Origin of the sequence: Shimia sp. FJ5 (assembly GCF_032918335.1) — a bacterium.
Classification (GTDB): domain Bacteria; phylum Pseudomonadota; class Alphaproteobacteria; order Rhodobacterales; family Rhodobacteraceae; genus Shimia; species Shimia aestuarii_A.
Map to the genome: position 1 here is coordinate 79,560 of NZ_JAWJUV010000001.1, position 23,741 is coordinate 103,300.

General features: G+C 62.0%; 23 protein-coding genes. 8 read left to right on the top strand and 15 right to left on the bottom strand.

Annotated elements, in window-relative coordinates:
- Positions 1-38: 38 nt before the first annotated feature.
- Complete coding sequence (gshB, locus tag R1W01_RS00470) at positions 39-974, top strand: glutathione synthase (protein WP_243611470.1); 936 nt, start codon at positions 39-41, stop codon at positions 972-974.
- Positions 971-1,885 carry an alpha/beta hydrolase gene (locus R1W01_RS00475; protein ID WP_317275004.1) on the top strand — a complete coding sequence of 305 codons (915 nt, stop codon included), beginning with the start codon at positions 971-973 and terminating at the stop codon, positions 1,883-1,885. Before gshB ends, R1W01_RS00475 begins: the two co-directional genes overlap by 4 nt.
- Here the strand turns inward: R1W01_RS00475 and R1W01_RS00480 are convergent.
- Entirely contained in the window at positions 1,851-3,365 is a 1,515-nt protein-coding gene (locus tag R1W01_RS00480) for a YifB family Mg chelatase-like AAA ATPase (protein ID WP_317275005.1), read from the bottom strand. The two genes, R1W01_RS00475 and R1W01_RS00480, sit on opposite strands and share 35 nt — an antisense overlap.
- A 67-nt stretch (positions 3,366-3,432) precedes the next feature.
- Complete coding sequence (locus R1W01_RS00485) at positions 3,433-5,460, bottom strand: NADPH-dependent 2,4-dienoyl-CoA reductase (protein WP_297756534.1); 2,028 nt, start codon at positions 5,458-5,460, stop codon at positions 3,433-3,435.
- Between the two features lie 164 nt (positions 5,461-5,624).
- On the opposite strand from R1W01_RS00485, the gene R1W01_RS00490 reads away from it, so the two are divergent.
- Positions 5,625-6,386, top strand: a complete 762-nt coding sequence (locus tag R1W01_RS00490) for an SDR family oxidoreductase (protein WP_297756533.1) — start codon at positions 5,625-5,627, stop codon at positions 6,384-6,386.
- Between the two features lie 7 nt (positions 6,387-6,393).
- On the opposite strand, the gene R1W01_RS00495 is transcribed toward R1W01_RS00490, so the two are convergent.
- Both R1W01_RS00495 and R1W01_RS00500 read right to left on the bottom strand, forming a co-directional pair.
- Positions 6,394-6,771, bottom strand: coding sequence for a hypothetical protein (locus R1W01_RS00495; protein ID WP_243611465.1), 378 nt, complete (start codon positions 6,769-6,771; stop codon positions 6,394-6,396).
- 20 nt (positions 6,772-6,791) lie between these two features.
- Entirely contained in the window at positions 6,792-7,565 is a 774-nt protein-coding gene (locus tag R1W01_RS00500; protein ID WP_317275006.1) for a DUF6478 family protein, read from the bottom strand.
- Positions 7,566-7,770: 205 nt separating this feature from the next.
- Between R1W01_RS00500 and R1W01_RS00505 the strand changes: the two genes are divergently transcribed.
- The 3 genes from R1W01_RS00505 to R1W01_RS00515 all read left to right on the top strand — a co-directional run bounded on the left by R1W01_RS00505 (position 7,771) and on the right by R1W01_RS00515 (position 11,021).
- Positions 7,771-8,652 (top strand): CPBP family intramembrane glutamic endopeptidase, encoded by an 882-nt coding sequence (locus tag R1W01_RS00505; protein WP_297756531.1) that lies wholly within the window; start codon positions 7,771-7,773, stop codon positions 8,650-8,652.
- 64 nt (positions 8,653-8,716) lie between these two features.
- Positions 8,717-9,643, top strand: coding sequence for an acetyl-CoA carboxylase, carboxyltransferase subunit beta (gene accD, locus R1W01_RS00510; protein ID WP_243611462.1), 927 nt, complete (start codon positions 8,717-8,719; stop codon positions 9,641-9,643).
- Positions 9,644-9,740: 97 nt separating this feature from the next.
- Positions 9,741-11,021: a bifunctional folylpolyglutamate synthase/dihydrofolate synthase gene (locus R1W01_RS00515; protein ID WP_297756530.1), complete on the top strand. Its 1,281-nt coding sequence runs from the start codon at positions 9,741-9,743 to the stop codon at positions 11,019-11,021.
- A 242-nt stretch (positions 11,022-11,263) separates the two neighbouring features.
- Here the strand turns inward: R1W01_RS00515 and zapE are convergent, their stop codons facing one another.
- Positions 11,264-12,331 carry a cell division protein ZapE gene (gene zapE / locus R1W01_RS00520; protein WP_317275007.1) on the bottom strand — a complete coding sequence of 356 codons (1,068 nt, stop codon included), beginning with the start codon at positions 12,329-12,331 and terminating at the stop codon, positions 11,264-11,266.
- A 138-nt stretch (positions 12,332-12,469) separates the two neighbouring features.
- Between zapE and R1W01_RS00525 the strand changes: the two genes are divergently transcribed.
- Positions 12,470-13,705 carry an MFS transporter gene (locus tag R1W01_RS00525; RefSeq protein WP_297756528.1) on the top strand — a complete coding sequence of 412 codons (1,236 nt, stop codon included), beginning with the start codon at positions 12,470-12,472 and terminating at the stop codon, positions 13,703-13,705.
- Positions 13,706-13,857: 152 nt separating this feature from the next.
- Here R1W01_RS00525 and R1W01_RS00530 read toward each other — a convergent pair whose 3' ends face one another.
- The 8 genes from R1W01_RS00530 to mbfA all read right to left on the bottom strand — a co-directional run bounded on the left by R1W01_RS00530 (position 13,858) and on the right by mbfA (position 21,222).
- Positions 13,858-14,769 carry an ornithine cyclodeaminase family protein gene (locus R1W01_RS00530; protein WP_297756527.1) on the bottom strand — a complete coding sequence of 304 codons (912 nt, stop codon included), beginning with the start codon at positions 14,767-14,769 and terminating at the stop codon, positions 13,858-13,860.
- A complete protein-coding gene (locus R1W01_RS00535; RefSeq protein WP_317275008.1) occupies positions 14,766-15,386 on the bottom strand; it encodes an HAD family phosphatase in 621 nt (206 codons plus the stop codon). Before R1W01_RS00535 ends, R1W01_RS00530 begins: the two co-directional genes overlap by 4 nt.
- Before the next feature lie 35 nt (positions 15,387-15,421).
- On the bottom strand, positions 15,422-16,375 hold the full coding sequence (locus R1W01_RS00540; protein ID WP_243611456.1) for a DMT family transporter: 954 nt from the start codon (positions 16,373-16,375) through the stop codon (positions 15,422-15,424).
- A gap of 59 nt (positions 16,376-16,434) precedes the next feature.
- Positions 16,435-16,884: a YaiI/YqxD family protein gene (locus R1W01_RS00545; RefSeq protein WP_243611455.1), complete on the bottom strand. Its 450-nt coding sequence runs from the start codon at positions 16,882-16,884 to the stop codon at positions 16,435-16,437.
- Complete coding sequence (gene sthA, locus R1W01_RS00550; RefSeq protein ID WP_243611454.1) at positions 16,881-18,317, bottom strand: Si-specific NAD(P)(+) transhydrogenase; 1,437 nt, start codon at positions 18,315-18,317, stop codon at positions 16,881-16,883. The genes R1W01_RS00545 and sthA overlap by 4 nt, the downstream gene beginning before the upstream one ends.
- 22 nt (positions 18,318-18,339) lie before the next feature.
- Entirely contained in the window at positions 18,340-19,173 is an 834-nt protein-coding gene (gene fghA / locus R1W01_RS00555) for an S-formylglutathione hydrolase (protein WP_297756525.1), read from the bottom strand.
- A gap of 86 nt (positions 19,174-19,259) precedes the next feature.
- The gene (locus R1W01_RS00560) at positions 19,260-20,189 is read right to left on the bottom strand and encodes an AEC family transporter (RefSeq protein WP_243611452.1); all 930 of its coding nucleotides are present in this window, start codon (positions 20,187-20,189) and stop codon (positions 19,260-19,262) included.
- Between the two features lie 58 nt (positions 20,190-20,247).
- The gene (gene mbfA / locus R1W01_RS00565; protein WP_297756524.1) at positions 20,248-21,222 is read right to left on the bottom strand and encodes an iron exporter MbfA; all 975 of its coding nucleotides are present in this window, start codon (positions 21,220-21,222) and stop codon (positions 20,248-20,250) included.
- Positions 21,223-21,357: 135 nt separating this feature from the next.
- Here mbfA and R1W01_RS00570 point away from each other — a divergent pair, with 135 nt between their 5' ends.
- The gene (locus R1W01_RS00570; protein ID WP_243611450.1) at positions 21,358-21,981 is read left to right on the top strand and encodes a TetR/AcrR family transcriptional regulator; all 624 of its coding nucleotides are present in this window, start codon (positions 21,358-21,360) and stop codon (positions 21,979-21,981) included.
- 33 nt (positions 21,982-22,014) lie between these two features.
- Here the strand turns inward: R1W01_RS00570 and R1W01_RS00575 are convergent, their stop codons facing one another.
- Together R1W01_RS00575 and R1W01_RS00580 are read right to left on the bottom strand one after the other, a co-directional pair.
- Entirely contained in the window at positions 22,015-22,755 is a 741-nt protein-coding gene (locus R1W01_RS00575) for an outer membrane protein (RefSeq protein WP_297756523.1), read from the bottom strand.
- A 117-nt stretch (positions 22,756-22,872) separates the two neighbouring features.
- Entirely contained in the window at positions 22,873-23,739 is an 867-nt protein-coding gene (locus R1W01_RS00580; RefSeq protein WP_279391694.1) for a LysR family transcriptional regulator, read from the bottom strand.
- Between the last annotated feature and the right edge of the window lie 2 nt (positions 23,740-23,741).

The following is a 23,741-nucleotide window of genomic DNA, read 5'->3' on the forward strand; positions in this document are numbered from 1 at the left end:
TGCGCCATTTAAGGAGCAAGCAGCGCAGAGGAACGCCCATGAAAATCGCCTTTCAGATGGACCCGATCACGTCTGTCGACATCAACGCCGACAGCTCTTTCCGCCTTGCCGAAGAAGCGCAAGCGCGGGGGCACGAGCTGTTCTTTTATTCCCCGGACATGCTCGCCTATGAAGAGGGCGAGATCACCGCTCGCGGCCAAAGCATGGTGGTGCGGCGCGAGGTGGGCAATCACGTTGACCTCGGTCCCGAGACCCACGTAAACCTCGCCGACTTCGACGTTATCTGGCTCCGTCAGGATCCGCCGTTCGATATGCACTATATCACGTCGACGCATCTTCTTGATCGTCTCAAAGACAAGGTGCTTGTGGTGAATGATCCTTTCTGGGTTCGAAACTATCCCGAGAAACTCCTCGTGCTGGATTTTCCAGACCTCACCCCACCAACGACGATTGCCCGCGACCTCGACACGATCAAGGCCTTCAAAGAGCGCCATGGCGATGTGATCCTGAAGCCGCTTTACGGCAATGGTGGCGCGGGTGTTTTCCGGCTCGATGCCAATGACCGCAACCTGACCTCGCTGCACGAGTTGTTCACCGGCTTCAGTCGCGAGCCACTTATTGTGCAGAAATTCCTGCCGGATGTGAGCAATGGCGACAAGCGCGTGATCCTTGTTGATGGCGAACCGGTCGGCGCAATCAACCGTGTACCCGCCGCAGGAGAGACGCGCTCGAACATGCATGTGGGCGGGCGCCCCGAGAAAATCGGCCTCACCGAACGCGACATGGAGATTTGCGCCGCGATAGGCCCGCTTCTGCGCGAAAAGGGGCAAGTCTTCGTCGGGATCGACGTGATCGGCGACTACCTCACCGAGATCAACGTCACCTCGCCCACGGGCATCCAAGAGCTTGAGCGCTTCGATGGGGTGAATATTGCCGAAAAGATCTGGGAGGCAATCGAGGCGCGCATCGGATGAGCCTCCGCCTCGCTCTCCTAAATGCGCAAATGCGGTTCTTCGAGAAACCGCTTTTGGCACGAGCGCCGGATCCGACATCGCTTCGGCGGGCCTTGGATTGGAAGGCGCGGGTCTGGCTGCATGGGCCACGCGGGGCGACCTGGCGCAATGAAGCGGCGCAGGGGCTTGATCTACACTGGGTGACCGGGCCAGGAGCGGCGGACGATCACGCAATCCTCTACTTCCATGGCGGGGCCTATGTTTTTGGCTCGCCGCACACCCATGGCGCACTGGTCGCCCACTTGTCGCGCTATTCGGGCGTTACGGCCTGTATGCCGAGCTATCGCCTCGCCCCGGAAAATCCTTTTCCCGCCGCGATCGACGATGCGCGCCTTGCCTATGATCTGTTGCGCGATTCTGGCTATCGATCCGATCAGATCGTCATTGGTGGAGATAGTGCCGGGGGTGGATTGGCGCTCGCTTTGTTGGGGCAACTCATCGCCGAAGGTGAAGACTTGCCAGTCGGGGTGTTCGCCTTGTCGCCGCTGACCGATCTCAGCTTTACCGCGCCGAGCATTCGCGAGAACGCGGGGTGCGATGTGCTCTTGCCTGCGGAACGGGCGTTTGTCTGTGCCGAATACTATCTCGCTGGGCAAGATCCACGAGACCCGCGCGCCTCACCGCTCTTCGCCGATATGCAGGGTGCGCCACCAATCTACCTGACAGTCTCACAACGCGAAATCCTGCGCGATGATACGCTGCGCATGGTCGAGCGGCTCAACGAAGACGGGGCACATGTTACGCTTGAGGTGCATGCAGAGGCTCCCCATGCTTGGCCGCTCTTCCAAGGATTGATCCCGGAGGCGCGGGAGACGGTCGAACGCGTGGCTGAGTGGATCAATTCTCTTTGGCAGACAGAAGCCGGAAGCTGACGGCTTCGGCGATATGTGGACGCTTGATTTGGTCCGCGTCATCAAGATCGGCGATAGTGCGCGCGACTCGTAAGATACGATGATAGCCGCGTGCCGAAAGCCCCATCTTCTCTGCGACGCTGTTGAGAAAGGCGCGCCCGTCGCTATCCGGTGCGGTGATTTCCTCTAGTAGGGCGCCGTGAATATCGGCATTGGCGCGGGTGCCGGGGATGTCTTCATAGCGTGCCGCCTGCGTCTCGCGGGCGGCGGCGACCCGGGCGGCGATGCTCGCGGACGTTTCACCGCTGGCGGGGAGATCGAGGTCCTGAAAGCTGACCGGGGGCACTTCGAGGCGGAGATCGAAGCGGTCCATCAGGGGGCCGGAAATGCGCCCGAGGTAGTCCTCGCCGCACACCGGCGCGCGCGAACAGGCCTTGTTGGGGTCGAACATCTCGCCACAGCGGCAGGGATTGGCTGCTGCGACCAGCATGAACCGACACGGGTAGGAGACATGAGCATTGGCGCGGGCGACCATGACGGAGCCGGTCTCGATGGGTTGGCGCAAGGTCTCGAGGACCGAGCGGGAGTATTCCGGGAACTCATCCATGAACAAGACGCCGTTATGCGCGAGGCTGATCTCGCCGGGGCTTGCGCGGCGACCACCGCCGACGATCGCCGCCATCGACGCGGTGTGATGTGGCTCCCGGAAGGGCCGCTGGCGCGAGATGCCGCCCGCGTCGAGAAGCCCGGCAATGGAATGGATCATCGAGGTTTCAAGCGCCTCTGCCGGGGTCAGGGGGGGGAGGATCGTGGGCAAGCGTGCGGCGAGCATGGATTTCCCAGAACCGGGACTGCCGACCATGAAGAAATGATGCCGCCCGGCGGCGGCGATCTCGAGCGCGCGCTTGGCGCGTTCCTGCCCCTTCACGTCGCGCATGTCGATTGAGAGCGGGTCGGTCGATACCTCGCCTGGCTCAGATGGGGGGAGGGGTGATTGACCTGTGTAGTGGCGCACCACGTCTGCGAGGGAACGCGCGGCGATGACCTGTGCCGCTCCGACCCATGCGGCTTCTGGACCGGAGGGTTCTGGACAGAGCAAGCTGCGCCCTGTTTCGGCAGCGGACATCGCGGCAGGGAGTGCCCCGGTCACTGGAACAAGTGAACCGTCGAGCGACAATTCCCCAAGCGCGACACAGCTCTCGGCGGCATCCTCGGGGATGATGTTGAGCGCGGCGAGGAGGGCCACAGCAACGGGGAGGTCGAAATGGCTTCCTTCCTTGGGCAGATCGGCGGGGGAGAGGTTGATCGTGATCCTTTTTGAGGGCAGTGCGATGGCCATAGCGTTGAGCGCCGCGCGCACGCGGTCACGTGCCTCTGAGACGGCCTTGTCGGGCAAACCAACGATGGAGAAAGCCGGCAACCCGTTGGAGACGGCGCATTGCACCTCGACGGGGTGCGCATCGACCCCTTCGAAGGCAACGGTATAGGCGCGAGCCACCATGTTTCACTCCCCGTTCACACGCTTAATGAGTGTTAACGGGACATGGTTAGCGAATGGTAAATGCCACCTAGAGCGTGGCGGCGAGCCGGGTACCCTGATTGATCGCACGCTTGGCGTCCAGCTCGGCCGCGACATCCGCGCCACCGATGACATGCGCGGTCACGCCTTTTTCCTCGAGCGCGTCGGCGAGGGAACGTTCGGAAAGTTGCCCGGCGCAGATCACCACGGTATCGACATCCAAGACACGTGGGTTCTCACGGGCCTCGCCGAAGGAAATATGCAGGCCCGCGTCGTCGATCTTCTCGTAGTTAACGCCGCCGATCATCTCGACATTCTTCATCTTGAGCGCGGCGCGATGGATCCAGCCCGTCGTCTTGCCAAGCCCTTTGCCAAGGGCCTTTGCTTTGCGCTGCATGAGATAGACTTGACGCGCGGGCGCGTGCGGTTGCGGACCTGCGGGGGCGAGACCGCCGCGGACCTCTTCCGGGTCACCAACGCCCCATTCGACCATCCACTCAGGAAGGTTCTCGGTCAGGCTCTCGCCTTCGTGGACAAGGAACTCCGATACGTCGAACCCGATGCCGCCTGCGCCGATGACGGCGACTTTCTTCCCGACAGGTTTCTTGTCGTGCAGCACATCGACATAGGAGAGCACGTTGGCGCGATCCTGCCCGGGAATGCCGGGGTCGCGCGGGATGATCCCGGTTGCGATCACGACCTCGTCGAAATTCATCAGTGTTTCAGATGTCGCTTCCTCGCCTAGGCGCAGGGTCACGCCAGACTCGGCCACCATGGTTTCATACCAATCAACCAGCCCCCAGAACTCTTCCTTGCCGGGGATTTGTTTTGCGATGTTGAGCTGGCCGCCGATGGTGTTTGCCTTATCGAACAGCGTCACGTCATGGCCGCGCTGGGCGGCGGTGATGGCGGCGGAGAGTCCTGCGGGGCCGGCGCCGACCACGGCGATGGTCTTGGGGTGATCCGTCTTTGTGATTTCGAGGTCGGTCTCGTGACAGGCGCGCGGATTGACAAGACAAGTCGTTAGCTTGCCCGAGAAAGTATGATCAAGGCAGGCCTGATTGCAGCCGATACAGGGCGCGATTTGATCGGCTTTGCCGGATGCGGCCTTGGCGACGAAATCGGCATCTGCAAGGAACGGGCGTGCCATCGACACCATATCGGCGCAACCTTCGGCCAGAACCTCCTCGGCCACGTCCGGCATGTTGATCCGGTTCGAGGTGATGACCGGGATCGAGACCTTGCCCATAAGTTTTTTCGTGACCCATGCAAAGGCGCGGCGGGGGACGGAGGTGGCGATGGTGGGGATGCGCGCCTCGTGCCAGCCGATGCCGGTATTGAGGATCGTTGCGCCGGCCTCCTCGATGGCCTTGGCGAGTTGCACGACTTCTGCGTGGGTCGATCCATTGGGTATGAGGTCGATCATCGACAAGCGATAAATGATGATGAAGTCCTCGCCCACTGCTTCGCGACAACGGCGCACGACTTCGACCGGAAGGCGCATGCGGTTCTCATAGGAGCCGCCCCAACGATCGGTGCGCTTGTTGACGTGGGTGACGAGGAACTGGTTCAGGAAGTACCCCTCAGAGCCCATGATCTCGACCCCGTCATATCCGGCTTCGCGGGCGCGGGTCGTGGCGGTGACGAAATCCGCGATCTGTTTTTCGATCCCGTCTTCGTCGAGTTCCTTTGGCGGGAAAGGGGAGATCGGCGATTTCACGGCGGAGGAGGACACACATTCGGGGCTATAGGCATAGCGGCCCGCGTGGAGAATCTGCATTGCGATCTTGCCGCCCGCGGCGTGGACGCGATCCGTCACAATCTTGTGGTTGGCGATGTCCTCGTCGGAGAAAAGGCCCGCCGCGCCGGGAAAGACGCCGCCTTCGCGGTTGGGTGCCATGCCGCCGGTGACGATCAGGCCGACCTGGCCGCGCGCGCGCTCGGCGTAGAACTCGGCGACGCGGTTCCAGCCCTTGGTTTCTTCGAGCCCGGTATGCATCGAGCCCATGAGCACGCGGTTCTTGAGCGTGGTAAAGCCAAGATCAAGCGGTGCCAACAGATGCGGATACTCTGTCATGGGTGCCTCCCTGAATATGTTGCCTCGCAGGAGACCCGAAGCCCCGTGGCTTGTCACCCCAAAACGCCGCGTCAGCCCGTCGTGTCGTTGCGGCAGGACGCTTTTGGGTTTGTAGGCACCGGGCGTCCTTGGCAGTATGAAATCGGTTCAGACAGGAGCATTTCATGGCCCACTACGGTGTGTTTTCTCTCGCAGGGCGCAAGGCGCTTGTGACCGGTTCGAATAGCGGGCTTGGTTTTGCTGCGGCGCGTCTCTTGGCCGAGGCGGGTGCGATGGTCTGGATCAACGGGCGCGACAGAGGCACGACGGCGCGCGCGGCTCAGGAGATCGTAGAAGCGGGAGGTAAGGCCAAAGCACTGCCTTTTGATGTATCGGACGCGGCGGCGGTTGCAGCCGCTTTTGCCGAGATCGCTGAGGAGGGCGGTCTTGATATCCTCGTCAACAACGTCGGGATGCGGGACCGTCGGGCCCTTCAGGAGTTCAGCCTGGAAGACGTTCATCGGTTGCTCGATGTGGACCTCGTGTCGCCCTTCATGATCTGTCAGAAGGCCGCGGCGATGATGGGGCCGGGCGGGCGGATCGTGAATATTTCCTCCATTGCGGGGATCATCGCGCAGGCTGGCGATGCTGCCTATACGACCGCAAAGGCGGGGATCAACGGTTTGACCCGCGCGCTTGCGGCTGAGCTTGGTCCGCAGGGTATCAACGTCAATGCAATCGCACCGGGGTTCTTTCTGACAGAACCGAACCGGGAGGCCGCGAAGAATCCCGCCATTCAGGCGCGGCTTGAGGCGGCCACATCGCTTGGGAGATGGGGCGATCCGGAAGAGCTTGCCCCGGCGATCCTTTTCTTGGCGTCACCGGCCGCAAGCTATGTCACAGGGCAGGTCTTGGCCGTGGATGGCGGATATACCGCGCATTACTGATCTGGGTTTACATCGTCTCGACGCAGTGGCGGCGAAAGGCGCGTTTGAGCATGTCGAGTTCTGCGCGCAGGAGCGTCATCTCGGCGCGAATGTCACCCGCCAGAGCTTCGCCAGCGATCAGTGTGATGTTGTCTAGCAGATCACCTGTTTGCTTGTCGTGAACTAGGATGGTCTGCACCCCGTCGGCGATTGCCTCGGTCGGGATCGGAATGCGCAGCACCCAACGACCGTGAGCGACGTCTTCCTTGAGTTCGACCCCGGTCACAGTTTCGTTGAGGTGCGTTGCACGGATCTCTGGCGCCGGGCCAGAGTCGGCATCGCGCGTCAATGCCCCTTCCCAGACACCTTGAGACAGGCGGGTTTTGGTCAGCGTCCAGTCACTCATGGTCGGCTCTCCTGAAAGGGTCAGAGTTCGGCGCGGGGCCGTCGGGAGAAGGTCAGATCGCGCAAGATCACCTCGTTCATCTCCGGTCCTTCGAAGATCAGGTCAAGCCAGGCGCGTTCGACCCGTTTTTCGTTCAGTTTGGAGTAGGCGAGATCGAACTCGACCGAGATTTCCTCGGCGTCGAGAGGTAGTTCGCGCACGATCTGTTCTGTGTTCGGGCCGTGCTTGATGTTGAGGCGGGCGAATATCTCGAGCGGTTTTTCCATCTCGACATTGGTGTCGAGGCGGATGAGGTGGTTGCGCGTTAGGCCCTGCACGGCTTCTGGCGGCAGGTCGATGGCCAGCGAAAGGAAAGAACCGTCGAAACGGAACACGTCCATGCGCAGCCCGAAAGGCGCAAGATCGGCTTCGCGGTGATTACGAAGCTGGCGCAGGGTCAGTTCGGAAAGCCGACAATCGTGGAATAGCGTAACTTCGTCGCCGAGCATCTCGCGGTTGCCGACGGAGGAGCGCCCCTTGATCGGTAGCGGCTCGCGCCAAGCCTCGGGCCGCCAGGACCATTCGGTGCCATGCGGTACTGGAAAGGCGTTCGAGCCGATCATCGGCAGGGCGAGTCGGCTCTCTGAGATCGCAATCAGGGTGTCGAGGTAGTGGCGCAAGGTCCGGGCGCGGGCGCGTTGCTTGCGCAGGGTGCTGAGATCGGTCTTGGCGGCCAACCGTGCGCTCCGCGCCCAATAGCGCGACACGGCGCGTTGATAAATGCTTTGCAGGACCCCAACACCGTTCTTACTCATCTCTCAACTGCTCCGACCGTCCCATTTTTGTTTCACCCTGAGAAACAATGCTGCTGCGGTATTGTTCATTTTGTATCGGATTGGTTGGAGCGAAACAAACTCACAATGATGAATTGCGACCGATTTTCATCATTTTATCAGCTGTTCCGACAATCCGCTGCACCTCCTCTTGCCAGAGGTCGGCAAAACGGGCAATGCCGTTAGCATGTCTGCCTATCGCCCACATGAAGCGCTTGTCGCCTCGGCCCGCCCCACGGCGGAGCTTTGGCGTCTCGTGGCTGCTATCGTCCTGATTGTGCTTGGCTTTCTTGCCCTCAATATTGCTTATTTCCAAACACTTGCGAGCCTTCCCGCGTGGAATGCCCTGCGGATCGAACTGCGCGATGGTAGTTCTGCGCGGGCCATTTGGGCGATGTTGGGGAATTTTGTGCCGCTTTTGATCGTGGTGGTGCTGGCGGCGCGGCTCCTGAACGGTCGTAATCTTGCGGCGCTGACGGGGCCGCTCGGGCTTGTCCTGCGGGATTTCACAAGGGTCGGGCGGCTCGCGCTTCTGCTTTTCTTCGTGGTGTTCCTCATTCCCTCGCCAGGCGGCGCAGAGCCGGTCGGGAACATGGCGTTCGGGGCGTGGGTGCGGCTCCTGCCGCTGTCGCTCCTCCTGATCTTTATCCAGATCGGGACCGAGGAACTCCTGTTCCGGGGGTATCTCCAGAGCCAGATTGCGGCGCGGTTTTCGTCGCCAATTGCTTGGATGGTGATTCCCTCGATCCTCTTCGGTGCGCTGCACTACGAACCGTCGACCTATGGCGAGAACGCAATCTGGCTTGCGGCGTGGTCAGGTCTTTTCGGGCTTGCGGCGGCGGACCTGACGGCGCGGGCGGGGAACCTTGGCCCCGCGCTGGCGCTGCATTTTCTCAACAATGTCAGCGCGATGATGTTCTCTGCGATGCGCGATCACTGGGACGGGCTCGCGCTCTACGTTTATCCCTTTGGCCCGGAGGATACCGAGGCCCTACGGGCCATCTTGCCGCTTGAGGGTCTGGTGATCCTGTGCGGCTGGCTTGTGGCACGTGTTGCAATACGGCGTTGATTGCATTTCCTGACGCAGGGTCTTATCTGACAGAAACCGCTCCATGGCATGAAGGATTGCGCGCATGAACTGGATCACCAACTACGTCCGCCCTCGGATCAACTCGATCTTTTCGCGCCGCGAAACGCCGGACAACCTTTGGTCCAAATGCGACGAATGCGGCACGATGCTCTTTCACCGCGAGCTTTCCGCGAACCTCAATGTCTGCACCCATTGCGGGCATCACATGGCGATCACACCGCGTGATCGGTTCTCCGCGCTTTTCGACGGCGGCATCTTTACCGAGGTCGATGTGCCTGCGCCGCTCGCTGATCCGTTGCATTTCCGGGATCAGAAAAAATATCCCGACCGCATGAAAGCGGCGCAGAAGAACACCGGCGAGAAGGAAGCGATGCTTGTTGCCGAGGGCGAAATCGGGCGCACACCGATTGTCGCCGCCTGTCAGGACTTTTCGTTCATGGGCGGTTCGATGGGGATGTATGTCGGCAACGCGATCATTGCCGCCGCCGAGCGCGCAGTGAAGCTCAAGCGCCCGTTGGTTCTTTTCTCGGCCGCTGGCGGCGCGCGGATGCAGGAAGGTATCCTGTCGCTCATGCAGATGCCGCGCACGACCGTCGCGGTACAGATGCTCAAGGAAGCGGGGCTGCCTTATATCGTCGTGTTGACCCACCCGACCACGGGCGGCGTCACGGCGTCCTATGCGATGCTGGGCGATGTGCAGATTGCCGAGCCGAACGCCCTTATTTGTTTTGCCGGGCCGCGGGTTATTGAACAGACCATCCGCGAGAAGCTCCCAGAGGGGTTTCAGCGCGCGGAATACCTTCTCGATCACGGGATGCTTGATCGGGTGACGCCGCGCGGCGAGATGCGGGACGAGTTGATTACCATCACGCGGATGCTTCTTGGCCTGCCGCCGGCGGTCAAGGGCGACCTGCCTGCGCCGAAACCGGAAGATGTTGCGAAAGACGAGGCGCCCGCGAAAGAGGGGTAAGCCTGTCGCTTTTATGGGATGAAAGGGGGCTTGCGGTGTTTGATCGCGGGCCCCTTTGCTTTATGAGCGGCGCGACAGCAATTCGCGGACCCTTCCCATGACCGAGACCAACCAGACCTCCGACGCCATCCTTGCGCGCATGATGGCGTTGCATCCCAAGATTATCGACCTGACGCTTGACCGGATGTGGCGATTGCTCGAGGCGTTGGAGCACCCAGAGGAGCGCCTACCGCCGGTGATCCATATCGCCGGGACCAATGGCAAGGGATCGACGCAGGCGATGATCCGCGCGGGGCTTGAGGCGATGGGGCAATCGGTTCATGCCTATACCTCGCCGCATCTGGCGCGGTTTCATGAGCGAATTCGCCTTGCCGGGGATTTGATCGACGAGGGACACCTCACCGAGGTTCTTGACGAGTGCTATGCCAAGAATGGCGGCGAGAATATCACCTATTTCGAGATCACCACCGCGGCGGCGCTGCTGGCGTTTTCGCGGGTGCCGGCGGATTACACGCTTCTCGAGGTCGGGCTTGGCGGGCGCTTGGATGCGACCAACGTGATCTCGGACCCGGCACTCACCATCATCACGCCGATCTCGATCGACCATGAGCAATTCCTTGGTGACACGCTTGCCAAGATCGCGGGCGAGAAGGCTGGGATCATCAAGCGCGGCGTGCCTTGTGTGGTTGGCCCCCAGCCGGACGAGGCGATGGATGTGATCGAAGCCACGGCAGCGCGTCTTGGGGCACCGTTGATTGCCTATGGGCAGCAGTGGCATGTCTGGGAGGAACGTGGGCGGCTTGTTTATCAGGATGAGACCGGGTTACTCGACCTGCCTTTGCCAGCCCTTCTCGGGGCGCACCAGGTGCAAAACGCAGGCGCGGCGATTGCGGCGCTGCGCCATCGCGGCGCGGATGAGGCGGCTTGCGAAGCGGCGATGACCGGAGGGGAGTGGCCCGCGCGAATGCAGCGGCTGCGCAAAGGGCCCTTGGTCGAGGCTGCGCCGGAGATCGAGTTGTGGCTCGACGGCGGGCACAACGCGGCGGCGGGGCAGGCGCTTGGCAAAGTGCTCGCGGGTTTGCCGACACGCCCGACGCATCTCATCTGCGGGATGCTCAACACCAAAGACATCAAGGGCTATCTTGCGCCGCTGGCGGCCGAGGCGGCGAGCCTCACGGCGGTGTCGGTTCCGGGCGAGGCGAACACGCTTCCGGCAGAAGAGACCGCGGAGGCAGCGACGGCTGTGGGCATGAAGGCAACAACGGCAGAGAGCGTTCTGGAGGCTCTCAAAGCGATTGCGGCAGAGTCACCGGGCGCGCGGGTTTTGATCTGTGGATCGCTCTACCTTGCGGGGCGGGTGCTACAGGAAAACGGGTAAGCGATTCGGTTTTTGCGAATCACCCGGTTGACGGGTGCGAATCACCGCGCCTATAGTCGAATCAGTTTTCGGCGATCCTTGCGAATCACTAAGCACCAAAACAGGACGCCATCGCAGGCTTACGGGACAGGCAGGCAGGTTAAAGGGGATGCTTCGGCGTCCCCTTTCCGCGTTTGGTGGGATGCTCACCGTTCTAGGGGGGCATCGTCAAGAAAAGGTAAATGGCGCGTGCAGGTCGGGCCTTAGCCTTCGTCACTCCCCCAATTCTCGTCCTGCATCTCGCGCAGGCGGCTTGCCGTGCGTTCGAATTCAAACGTGCCTTCGCCTTCGAGATAGAGCATCTCCGGTTCTGCCGCCGCGGAACAGATCAGCCGCACCTTCGCCTCATACAGCGCGTCGATCAATGTCACGAAACGCTTGGCCTCGTTGAAATTCGAACGCGACAGGGTTGGGATATTTTCGAGGATGAGAACCTTCACAGCGTCGGCAATGGCGAGATAGTCGCCGGGGCCAAGCATTGCGCCGCAGAGATCATAGAACCGCGCACGTCCAATGCCGTTACGATAGGCAGGGATGGTCACCGCGCGGCCCTTCACGGTCAATGCAAGCGGTTCGGCTTCGCCGCCCGTCAGGTCTTTCCAGATCGCATCGATATCGGCGCGGGCCTCGCGGTTGGCTTGGACGAAATAGACCTGATTTCCTTGCAGGCGGTTCTGGCGGTAATCGCGCGGCGAGGCCATTTCCCAGACCGTCAGGCGTTCCTTGATGAGGTCGATGAAGGGTAAGAAAAGCTGGCGGTTGAGGCCGTCCTTGTAGAGATCATCGGGGATGCGGTTCGAAGTGGTGACCACGACCACGCCTGCATCAAAGAGGAATTCGAACAAGCGCCCGACAATCATGGCGTCGGTGATGTCGGTGATCTGCATTTCGTCAAAGGCGAGGACGCGGACGCTCTCGGCGACGGCCTCGGCGACAGGGGCGAGCGCGTCTTCGACGCCACGTTGGCGGGCCTCGTGCATGCCGGTATGGATTTCCTGCATGAAGGCATGAAAATGCACCCGGCGGACCGGCACGCTTAGCGACTCTACGAAGAGATCCATCATCATCGACTTGCCGCGCCCGACGCCGCCCCAGAGGTAGAGCCCCTTGACTGGTTCCGGCTTGGCCTTGCGGAACCAGCCTTTTTTCACAGGTGTTTCAACAGCTTCGCGGATGCGGTCGAACTCGGGCAGGATTGCTTCCTGCGCGTCGTCGGCGTGCAGTTCGCCGGAGGCCACCTTGGCGGCGTAGATGTCGGACAGGCGCGTCATGTCTTTCCCTTAGCGAATGGGCGCGGGCGTGAAAAGGTGCTGATGAGCATAAGGATATGCGATGGTGCCATACACATTTGCTGAATTGACCATCGGGGTGGGGCGGCTATGGTTCGCGTGCGCAACAGGAGTGCTCCCATGGATCAGAAGACACCGCTTATGACGCCGGTGCTTATCGTCGGCTGTATCATCATCCTCGTGTCCTTTGCGATCCGGGCGAGTTTCGGGGTCTTCCAGATTCCGATTGCAGATGAGTTCGGATGGGCGCGGGCGGAATTCTCGCTGGCCATCGCGATCCAGAACCTTGCATGGGGGATCGGCCAGCCGATTTTTGGCGCGATTGCCGAGAAGATCGGGGATCGTAAAGCCATCATCATGGGCGCGCTGATCTATGCGGCGGGGCTTGTGCTCTCGTCTTTCGCAGTCACGCCGGGCGCGCATCAACTCTATGAAATCCTTGTAGGTTTCGGCATCGCGGGCACGGGTTTTGGCGTCATTCTTGCGGTCGTCGGGCGGGCCAGCTCGGACGAGAACCGCTCTATGTCGCTTGCCATCGCGACCGCTGCGGGTTCGGCCGGGCAGGTGTTCGGGGCGCCGATGGCGGAGTGGATGTTGGGGTTCATGACGTGGCAGAGCACGTTCCTGATCTTTGCGGCGGCGATTTTGACGGTCTTGTTGATGCTGCCGCTGATGCGCGCGCCGGTGGCGAGCAAGGCGGAACTTGAAGAGAGCATGGGCGAGATTCTCCGCAAGGCGTTTCGCGATCCGTCCTATACGCTTATCTTCCTCGGCTTCTTTTCCTGCGGCTATCAGCTTGCTTTTATCACCGCGCATTTCCCGGCGATGATCACCGAGATGTGTGGCGCGATTGACCCGTCGGGCACGCTTGCCTCGGTCGGTGTTTCGACCACCTCGACGCTTGGCGCGGTGGCGATCTCGCTCATCGGGCTGGCCAATATCGGGGGCACGCTATTCGCCGGCTACCTTGGCAAGACCTACTCAAAAAAGTATTTGCTTGCAGGGATTTACACGGGCCGCACCATTGCCGCGGCGCTTTTCATCATGATGCCGATCACGCCAACCTCGGTCATCATCTTCTCGATTGTGATGGGGTCTTTGTGGCTTGCTACAGTGCCTCTCACGAGCGGGCTAGTCGCGCATATTTACGGGCTGCGCTACATGGGGACGCTTTATGGGATCGTGTTCTTCAGCCACCAGCTCGGCAGCTTCCTCGGGGTGTGGCTCGGGGGGCGGATGTATGACGCGTTTGGCGACTACACGATGGTGTGGTGGATCGGGGTCGGGGTCGGTGCGTTTAGCGCGATCGTGCATCTTCCGATCCGCGAGAGGTCTCTGACTGCGACCCCGGCCTGAGCAAAGGTTAACGGCATATCCAACGTCGGTATTACGTCGGTATTGCATCTGTATTGGGTATGTTCGGGGAGGTTAACGCACCGCACGGGTTAACGGGGCGGACCAAGCGATTTTGACATCGCTTGGTCTATAATCTTGGCAATTCTCAGACCTTAGGCGCCCTTGAATTGGTCGAGGATAAAGCGGCTTGTCATCAGGTCGAGATGCGCGCCGCCGCCATTCTTGAAGAGGGTGATCTCGTCGTCGCTCTGGCGGGTGAAATCCGCAAGACTGTAGTAGTCGGCGACGATGTCGTCGCGGGAGATTACGCCCTCGGCGAGCGGAATCTTCATCTCGCCGATATGGTCGAGCGTGGTGTCGTAGCTGTCGACGAAGAGCCGGGCGCGGGTCAGGGCGGTGTTGTCGATTTCGCGCATGTCGGGGCGGTAGGCACCGATCAGGTCGACATGCTGGCCGGGCTGGAGCCAGTCGCCGCGCAGGGTTGGCTCCGTCGACATGGTGGCGGAGGTGATGATGTCGGCCTCGCCCACGGCAGTTTCCAGATCGTTTGCCACAGCAATCCCCTCGATCTCTTCGGCCATGGCTTCGGCATTGGCCTGGGTCCGGTTCCAGACGGTGAATTGCGCGTCGGGGAAGGCGGCGGAATAGGCGGCGTGGAGGTTGCGGCCCACGGTGCCCGCGCCGACGATAAGGATCTTGCGGCTATCGGGGCGCGCGAGGCGGCGCGCGGCGAGGAGGCTGTCGCCTGCCGTCTTCCATTTGGTCACGAGGTGAAAGTCGATCAGCGCCTCGAGGATGCCATGTGCGTCGTCATAGAGCGTCACGCCGCCGTGGATCATCGGCACGCCTTGGGCCGGGTTGCCGGGGAAAACGGTTGCGGATTTGACGCCGATCCCCATGCCGTCGATCCAGGCTTGGCGTTGCAGGAGCGTGTCCTTGCCCCGGTAGAGGAAGCTATCGGAAATCTCGGCCTTGGGGAGATCGTGGCCTGCGGCGAGCGCGTCGGTCAGTTTGATCCAATCGAGATTGGCTTCGCCTTCGGCAAAGGAGATGATCGTGGTCATGCGGCGTCCTCCGGGGTTAGGAGCCCCTCGGCGACAAGCCTTGCGGCCCAGCCTTGGGGGTGTTCGAAAAGATGGGTTTGCCAGCCGCGCGCGGCGGCGGCGTCGATATTCTCGGGGCGGTCATCGGCAAAGAGCAGGCGCTCGGGCGCGATGCCGCAGTCGGCCTCGACATGGGCGTAGATTTCGGCGTTGGGCTTGATCATTTGCAGGCGGCCCGAGACATATTCGCGGTCGAAGAGGGTCAGGAAGGGAAAGGCCTCTTGTGAGCGGGGGTAGTTATCATGCCCGAAATTGGTCAGGGCGAAGACCGGTGTGCCTTGGTCTTTGAGCGCGCGCAGAAGGCGCACGGAATGGGGAATGTCGGGCGCGGCGAGGTCGTTCCAGTTGTCGTGCCACATGCGGATTTCATCGCCCCAGTGGGGGAAGCGGTCTGCCAATGGATAGACCACATCGCGCAAGGACGCACCCTCGTCAACGCGCAGGTGTTCTTGGTGGAGCGGCACCTCGTCAAAGAAGGCGCGGCGGCGGTCAGGGCCGATCACCGAGTCGTAGTAGGCCTCGGGGTTCCAGCGAATGAGGACATTGCCGATGTCGAAGATGACAGCGTCGATGGGCATGGGGGGCCTTTGGGTTGCTCGCGTTCGGGGCGACCCTAACGGCGGGTGCGGGGGTGGTCCAGAGCCGGATCGGCAGGAAGCTGGGCCTCGCGCCAGAAGGTGAAGAGCCCGGCCCCGATGATAAGCGCCATGCCTGCCCATGTGGCGGGTTCGGGCCACTCGTCAAAGACGATCACGCCAAAGGCCACGGCCATGGGCATGGCGGCGTATTCGAGCGGGGCAATGAGGCTTGCTTCGGAGAGACGGTAGGCCTGTGAGATGAAAAAGCCCCCGCCCGCGCTTGCCACGCCAAGAAGGACGAGGAGCCAGAGATCGGATGCGGCTGGCGGGTGCCATGTCCGCAGGAGGAAGGAGAGCATTTCGCCGCCCGCGTCCTCATAGGCGCCATGGCCGACCGTGAGGCCGACCGTGCCGGAGACGATCACAAAGACCATCTGGATATAGACGGCCATGGTTGCCGCGCTTTCCGTGCCGCCGATCTTGCGGGTCATGACGTGGAGCGTTGCATAGGCAAAGGCGGCAGCGACCGGGAACAGGAGGGCGGCGTTGAAGCCTTCGGTGCCGGGGCGGACCATGATGAGGACGCCGACCATCCCCGCCGCGACCGCGCCAAGGCGGCGGGGGCCGATCTTCTCGCCGAGGAAGAGGGCGGAGAAGGCTGTGATGATGAGGGGGGAGACGAAGAACACCGCGACGGCGTCGGCCAGCGGCAGGACCGAGAGGCCGAGGAAGAAGGAGGTGTTGGCAAAGACGACGCAGACCCCGCGCAGCATATGGGCCGGAAGGCGGCGTGTGCGCAGGACGGAAAAGCCGCCCTGAAGCGGGACGATGATGGCGAGGAGGAGGGACAGGCCGATCAGGGAGCGGATGAGGACGATCTCGTGCAGGGCATAATCGCCCGAGAGGAACTTGATCGTGACGTCATTGATCGAGAAGAAGACCGTCGCCATGAGGGCGGAGAGCGGTCCGAGGGGGATGCGCGTATTCATGGGGCGAGGGTGCCGTGTCGGAAACGGGCGGTCTAGCCCGATTGCGACAGGACGTCGGGTCAGCCCCGCGCGGCGGCGCGCAACTCGCGTTCGAGCGCGTCGAGGAAGCGGGAGCGGTCGGCCTTGGTAAAGCCCTTGCCGCCGCCCTGGCGGAAGGGATCGGCGGCGCGCAGGTCGGCCATGAGATCGCGGGTGGCGAGGATATTACCGATATTGGCCTGTGTCAGCGCCTCACCGTTATGTTTGAGGACGCGCGCGCCCGCCTCGACGCATTTGGCGGCAAGGGGGATGTCGCCGGTGATGACCACATCGCCGGGACCGGCGCGTTCGGCGATCCACATGTCGGCCACGTCCGGGCCTTCGGGGACGATCACGGTTTCTACCAACGGGTTCTGCGAGGGGCGCAGGCCGCCGTTGGAGACGATGTAGATGCGGGTCTTATGGCGTGTGCCGACACGCTCGGCCTCGGCCTTTACGGGGCAGGCATCGGCGTCGATGTAGAGGCTCACTTGGCGGCCTTCTTTTTGCCCGCCTTCTTGACCTTGTATTCCTCCGGGATCGGCATGCGGTTGAAGGCATCCAGACCGGCGACGCGGTAGGCTTCGGCGAGGGTGGGGTAGTTGAAGGTGTTTTCGACGAAGTAGTCCACGGTGCCTTTGAGGTTCAAAACGGCCTGGGCGATGTGGATCAGCTCGGTCGCGCCTTCGCCGACGATTTGCACGCCGAGGAGGCGGCGGGTCTTGAGGCTGACGAGCATTTTCAGCATGCCGTGGTGCAGGCCCATGATGTGGCCGCGAGAGGTTTCGCGGAAGCGGGCGATGCCGACCTCGTAGGGGATGCCGCGTTCCTTGACCTCTTCTTCGGACATGCCACAGGTCGAGATTTCGGGGACGGAATAGATCCCGTAGGGGAACCACGGGCTTTCTGGCAGGGTCGGTGTTTCGAGCGCGTGGCAGGCGGCGACGCGGCCCTGTTGCAGGGAGGTCGAGGCCAGCGAGGGGTGGCCGATCACGTCACCGGCGGCATAGATATGCGGCACGGCGGTCTGATAGCTTTTGCGGTCAACTTCGATCCGGCCCCGGTGGTCGGTCTCAAGGCCCACCTTGTCGAGGCCGAGGCCCGCGGTTGCGCCCATGCGTCCGGCGGCGAAGAGGAGCATTTCGGCGCGCACGTGGCGGCCGTTCTCGAGGCTGACCTCGACATGCTCTCCGGCGTCTTCGACCTTTTCGATGGCAGAGCCGAGCCGCAGGCTCATGCCGTTGTCGCGGACCTGATGGGTGAACTCGGCGACGGTATAGCTGTCGATGAAGTCGAGGAAGGTTTCGCGCGGCTCAATGAGCGTCACGGTGACATCGAGGGCGGCAAACATGGAGGCGTATTCGACGCCGATCACGCCCGCGCCGACAACGATCAGGCTCCGGGGGATCTGGCCCATCTCGAGGAACTCGTCGCTATCGACGATGGTCGTGCCGTTGAAGGGGATGTTGTCGGGGCGGTAGGTCACTGTCCCGGTCGAGATCAGGAACTTGTCGGCGGTGAGGGTCACGATCTTGCCCGCCTCGCGCGTCACCTTGATCTCGTTTGGTCCGGTAAAGACCGCGCGGCCAATCATTGTATCGACATGGTTGCGGTTCAGCTGGTGTTCGAGCGCGTCGACCTCTTGGTCGAGGGTCATGTGCAAGCGCGCCTTGAGGTCTTCGGCGCTGATCTCTTCTTTGGCGCGGTAGCCCCGGCCATAGAAAGAGCGTTCGCGCCAGCCCGAGAGGTTCAGCACGGTTTCGCGCAGCGTTTTGGACGGGATGGTGCCGGTATGGACCGACACGCCGCCGAGCCGTTCATTGCCATCGACGAGAAGCACGCGGCGCTTGAGTTTGCCGGCCTGAATGGCGGCGGCCCGACCTGCGGGGCCGGAGCCTATGATGATGAGATCGTAATGGGACAAGGGGAGGCTCCGGCGTCGGGGGTTAGTCTGCGTAGAGGGCTTCAGCGTGGAAGGCGATATGCTCTTCCATGAAGCTCGAGACGAAGAAATAGCTATGGTCATAGCCCTTCTGCATCCGGTGGGTGATTTCCTGACGACGCAGGGCGGCCGCAGAGGCCAGCGTTTCGGGGCGCAGAAGATCGAGGAACTGATCCTCTGTGCCTTGGTCGATGAGGACCGGGCCGTCAAAGCCCTTCTCGGTCATCAAGAGGGAGGCGTCATGGGCGGCCCATGTGCTCTCGTCGTCACCGAGGTAGGCGGAAAGCTGTTTGCGGCCCCAGTCGGAGCCGGTCGGGTTGCAGATCGGCGCGAAAGCCGAGACCGAGCGGAACCGTCCCGGCAGCGACATGGCCATGGTGAGCGCGCCGTGGCCGCCCATTGAGTGGCCGGTGATCGCCTGTCGGGTCATGTCGAGGGGCAGGTTTTCCTGCAACATCGAGGGGAGGTCTTCGGTGATGTAGTCCCACATGTTGAAGTGCTTGGCCCAGGGCTCTTGCGTGGCGTTGACGTAGAAGCCCGCGCCCTGACCGAGATCATAGGCGTCATCGTCCGCAACACCTTCGCCGCGCGGAGAGGTGTCGGGGAAGACCAGCGCGATGCCTTGCTCGGCGGCCCATCCTTGGGCAGCGGCCTTGGTCATGGCGTTCTCGTGGGTGCAGGTCAGGCCGGAGAGATACCAGAGCACCGGGACCGCGCCGTATTGCGCCTCTTCCGGGAGGAAGAGCCCGAAGGTCATATCACAGCGGCAGGAATGGGAGTTGTGCTTGTAGACACCTTGCGTTCCACCGAACGCCTTGTTTTCGGAGAGGATTTCCATGGTTTATTTCCTTTTCGCTGACCTGACCCCACAAGGGCTATCGCAGCGGTGCGGAGCGGCGCAAGCAAAACCGCCCCATTATCTCCTCATAGCGTCGTTACCCATCCTATGATGAGGGAAACGGTCGCGATGCTGAGGACTGTGGAGAAGAGGATCGCCGCCGAGGCGCGGTGCGGGGCGACGTTATAGTGTTGGGCGAGCATATAGACATTGCCCGCGACCGGAAGCGCAGCAGCGGAAATGATGACCCCGGCGGAGTAGGTGTCCACGGGGAAGAGCCAGAGCGCGCCAATGGCGACAAAGAGCGGATGCAGGGCCAGTTTGCAGAAGGAGAGCCAGAGCGCGACATGGGCGCGTTCGGCGGATTTCGAGGCGAGCGAGGCTCCGATGGCAAAGAGCGCGCCGGGGGTGGCGGCGCCGCCGAGGATGGCGAGGAATTCGTTCAGGGGGCCGGGGATCGGAATTTCCAGCGCCGACCATGCGAGGCCAAGCGTGATGGCGACGATCATCGGGTTTTTGAGCAGGCCCATACCGACGGTCTTGAGGATCGAGAGACGCAGGTGGCCTTCACGCGAGCCAGTGATGAGGATCACGATCAGCGAGGAAAAGACGATCAAATCGACCGCGAGGACGAGCATGACCGGGCCGATCGCCGCTTCGCCCAAGAGAAGGGCGAGCATCGGCACGCCTAGGAACCCCACATTGCCGATCACCGCGCATTGGGCTTCGATCGCCGTGGTGGCGACATCGAGCTTGCGGAGGAAGGCGATGGCGGAGGCGATGGCGTAGACGACTGCCGTGCCCCAGAGATAGGCGCCGACCAGTGTCCAGTCGAGCACCTCGGCCAGTGACAGGTTCGCGGCAAAGCGGAACAGCATCGCGGAGAGCGCGAAGTAGAAGACGAACTTGGTCAGGTAGCCCGTCGCCTCTTCGCTAAAGAAACGGGTGCGCCCGGCCCAGTAGCCTACGCCGATCACGGCAAAGAAGGGGAGCGTTTTGAGGAAGATCGCCAGCATGGGCAACTCGTAGCATCCCCGGCGGCGAGGTCAATTGTTTGTATGCAGCGCCTGCGCCCTAACCGCTGCCGATCAGGACACCGGCGGCGAAGACAAGCGCGCCGCCGAGCACGACCTGAAAGGCGGCGCGGAAGAAGGGCGTTTCCATGAAACGGTTTTGAATCCAGGCGATGGCCCAAAGCTCGACGAAGACGATCAGGATGGCGATGGTCGTCGCGGTCCAGAAATCGGGGATCAGGTAGGGCAGGGCGTGGCCCAAGCCGCCGAGCGTCGTCATGATACCCGAGGCAAAGCCGCGTTTGATCGGAGAGCCACGGCCCGACAATTCGCCATCGTCGGAGGCGGCCTCGGTAAAGCCCATGGAGATGCCCGCCCCAACAGAGGCGGCGAGACCAACGAGGAAGGTTGTCCACGGGTCGTGGGTCGCGAAGGCGGTGGCAAAGATCGGGGCAAGGGTCGAGACGGAGCCGTCCATGAGGCCTGCGAGACCGGGTTGCACCCATGTCAGGAGGAATTGGCGTTTGGCCATCTCGTCTTCGGAGGCGCGGGAATCGTCATCAAGGTGCGTGCGCTCGAGGTCTTGCGCGGCGTCCTGATGCCCGGCCTCGGCGGCGGCAAGGTCGCCGAGAAGCGCGCGGGTGGTGGCATCGGTGCTGCGCTTGGCGGCGGCGAGGTAGAAGTGCTCGGCGTCCCGTTCCATCGCGGCGGCCTCGGTGCGGATACGTTCGATGCCAAGATTCTCGACGAGCCAGACGGGACGGCGGGCATAGAACCCGGCGACATGTTCGCGCCGGATCAGGGGGATCACCTGGCCAAAGCGGTCGGTATGAAGGTCGATCAGGCGCTTGCGGTGCTCGTCTTCCTCGGCTGCCATGCCGTCGAAGACCTTGGCCGTGGCCGGATAGTCGACGCGCAGCATCTCGGCATAAGAGCGATAAATGCGGGCATCGTCTTCTTCGGAGGAAATGGCGAGGGCGATGATCTCTTGTTCGGAAAGATCATTGAAATGGCGGCGTTGAGAGAAGAAACGCATATCGGAATCCGTCAGTTTAGAACGATTCTAAAATACGAATGCAGAGCGGGAATGCAAGGGGGGTTCTTGTCGAAACTGAACCGAACAGTTTATATTCGAAGTCTGGCGCGCAGAGCCACGTGCAAGGGGGACGCGATGACCGTGCAAAAGCCCGAAATCCGCAAAGGGCGCAAATTCGATCAGGTTCTGGATGGGGCGCGGGATGTTTTCCTGCGCGACGGTTTCGAAGGCGCGAGCGTCGATGATATCGCACGCGCGGCGTCGGTTTCCAAGGCGACTCTCTATAGCTACTTCCCTGATAAATCAGCGCTTTTCATGGAGATGGCGCGGCTCGAGATGGCGGGGCAGGCAGAGCGTATGGCCTCCTGCCTTGACTTTAACGCCCCGCCCGAGACCGTGTTGCCGCAGGTCGGACGCGGCATGATGAGCTTTATGTTGACCGAGTTCGGACGGCGGGTCTTTCGCATCGCGGTCGCGGAATCGGATCGTTTTCCAGAGCTGGGCCGCAAGTTCTATGAGACCGGGCCTGCGTTTCTGCATGAAGGGTTGAAATGCTATCTCAAGGAGGCGGCGGCGCGCGGGGAAGTGCGGATCGAGGATTTCGACCTTGCCGCGAGCCAGTTCCCGGAGCTTTGCAAGGCCGATCTTTTCCCGCGTCTCGTTTTTGGTATGGACGAGGATTTCGGCGAAGCAGAGATAGAGCGCGTCCTGACGGGCGCGGTCGAGATGTTCATGGCGCGCTACGGCGCGGAACGGTGAGAGGCGGGCGTGCGGCCCGCCCCCGATGTGGTCTTAGAACCGGTAGGTCGCGCCGAAACGGAACATGCGGTAGGTGTTATCCACGATCGCACAGCCGGGCGCCAAGCAAGAGTTGACCACGTCATAGTCGATCAAGCCCGGATCATGCACTTGCAGGAATTCGCCGCGCACGGTCCATTTTTCGTTCAGCATGTATTCGAGACCGACGCCGTAGACCGCGCTTGTCACGCGGTTCGATGAGCCGGTGCCATTGATCGTCGCGGTGTATTCGGTGCTTGCGATACCAGCGGTGACGTAGGGCAGGAGATTGTCAACGGCATAGCCCGCGCGGACCCGGAGCGTCGCCATGTTCTCGATATCCGTCGTGCAGTTCGTGACGCAGTTGAATAGGCCGAAACTGGGCGATGTCGCGTCCATATTGCTCTTGGCGTAGTCGAATTCGATGCCGAGAACGATGTCGTTGGCCATCTGGTAGTTATAGCCAGCCATGATCCCGAAGACAGCGCCGCTTGGGTCGGTGCTGACTTGGTTCGCGACGGTCGGCGGGACGGAGCAATTCCCGGCGGCACTCTGGTCACAGTGGTTGGAATCGCCGTTGCCATGGCCGACAAACAGGCCGCCGTAGAAGCCGGTCCAGTTCACATCGGGTATCGAGGCAGTCGGGGCAGGGTCCGGCGTTGCGACGGTATAGCCGTCTGCCGAGACCATGCCGCCATTGCCGACGGTGACTAAGGCGCAGGCCGTGGCGAGCGCGCGCATCTTTAGCGTTTTCATCGAATCCCCCTTTTTTTCTGAGTTTACCATAGGTCATTTTGGCGCTTCGGTCACGGATTCCCTGCGATGAGCGGATATCTGGCGCGCTCCGGATGGGTTTCGGGGGGGTCGAACCCGTTAGGAGAGGGCGTCAGCGAGGAGGTCAAAGGTCATGCGAATACGGCGGCTTGTCTTCAATTCGCGATGCGCCACGAGCCAGACAGGGATGGTAAACGGCTCGATCTCCGTCAGGACCGGGCGCATGTCCGGGCATGCTTTGGCGACGCTTTCGTGCATGATCATCATGCCAAGCCCACTGCGCGCCAGTTCCCATGCGGCGAGTTGCGTTGACGCTGTGATGCGGAAGTTCGCGCGGGTGAGATCAAGCCCGAGCGGGCAGAGATAGCCGAGCATGCGGTCGGCATCGACAAAGCTCAGGAACTGGTGATGGGCGAGGGCGTCGGGGCGTGGGTCACCATGGGCTTTGAGATAGGACTCGCTTGCATAGAAGCGGAGCATTTCGTCCCGCAGGCGCCGGGTCACGAGGCCCGGTTGTTCGGGGCGCGCATGGCGGATTGCGATATCGGCTTCGCGTTGGACAAGATCCTTGACGCCGTTGTCGGCGATCACGTCGATCTCGAGCTGTGGTGCGGCACGGCGGAGCGATTTGAGGACCGGCGGCAAGAGATGCGCCGCGACCATGTCAGAGGCCGTGATGCGGACCTGTCCTTCGATGGATTGCGATTTTCCGGAGGCGGAGAGCGACACGAGGTTGGCACCGGCCTGCATCGCGCGGACATGCTCGACAAGTTCAATCCCGGCCTGCGTGAGATGGACAGAGCGGCCGGTGCGTTCAAACAGCGTCACGCCGAGCGCTGTCTCAAGGGCGGCAATCTGGCGGCTCACGGTGGGCTGCGTCTGATTTAGGAGGCGCGCGGCGGCAGAGAGCGAACCCGCATCGGCTGCGGCAAGGAAGGTCCGGGCATGGTTCCAGTCGAAGGACATCA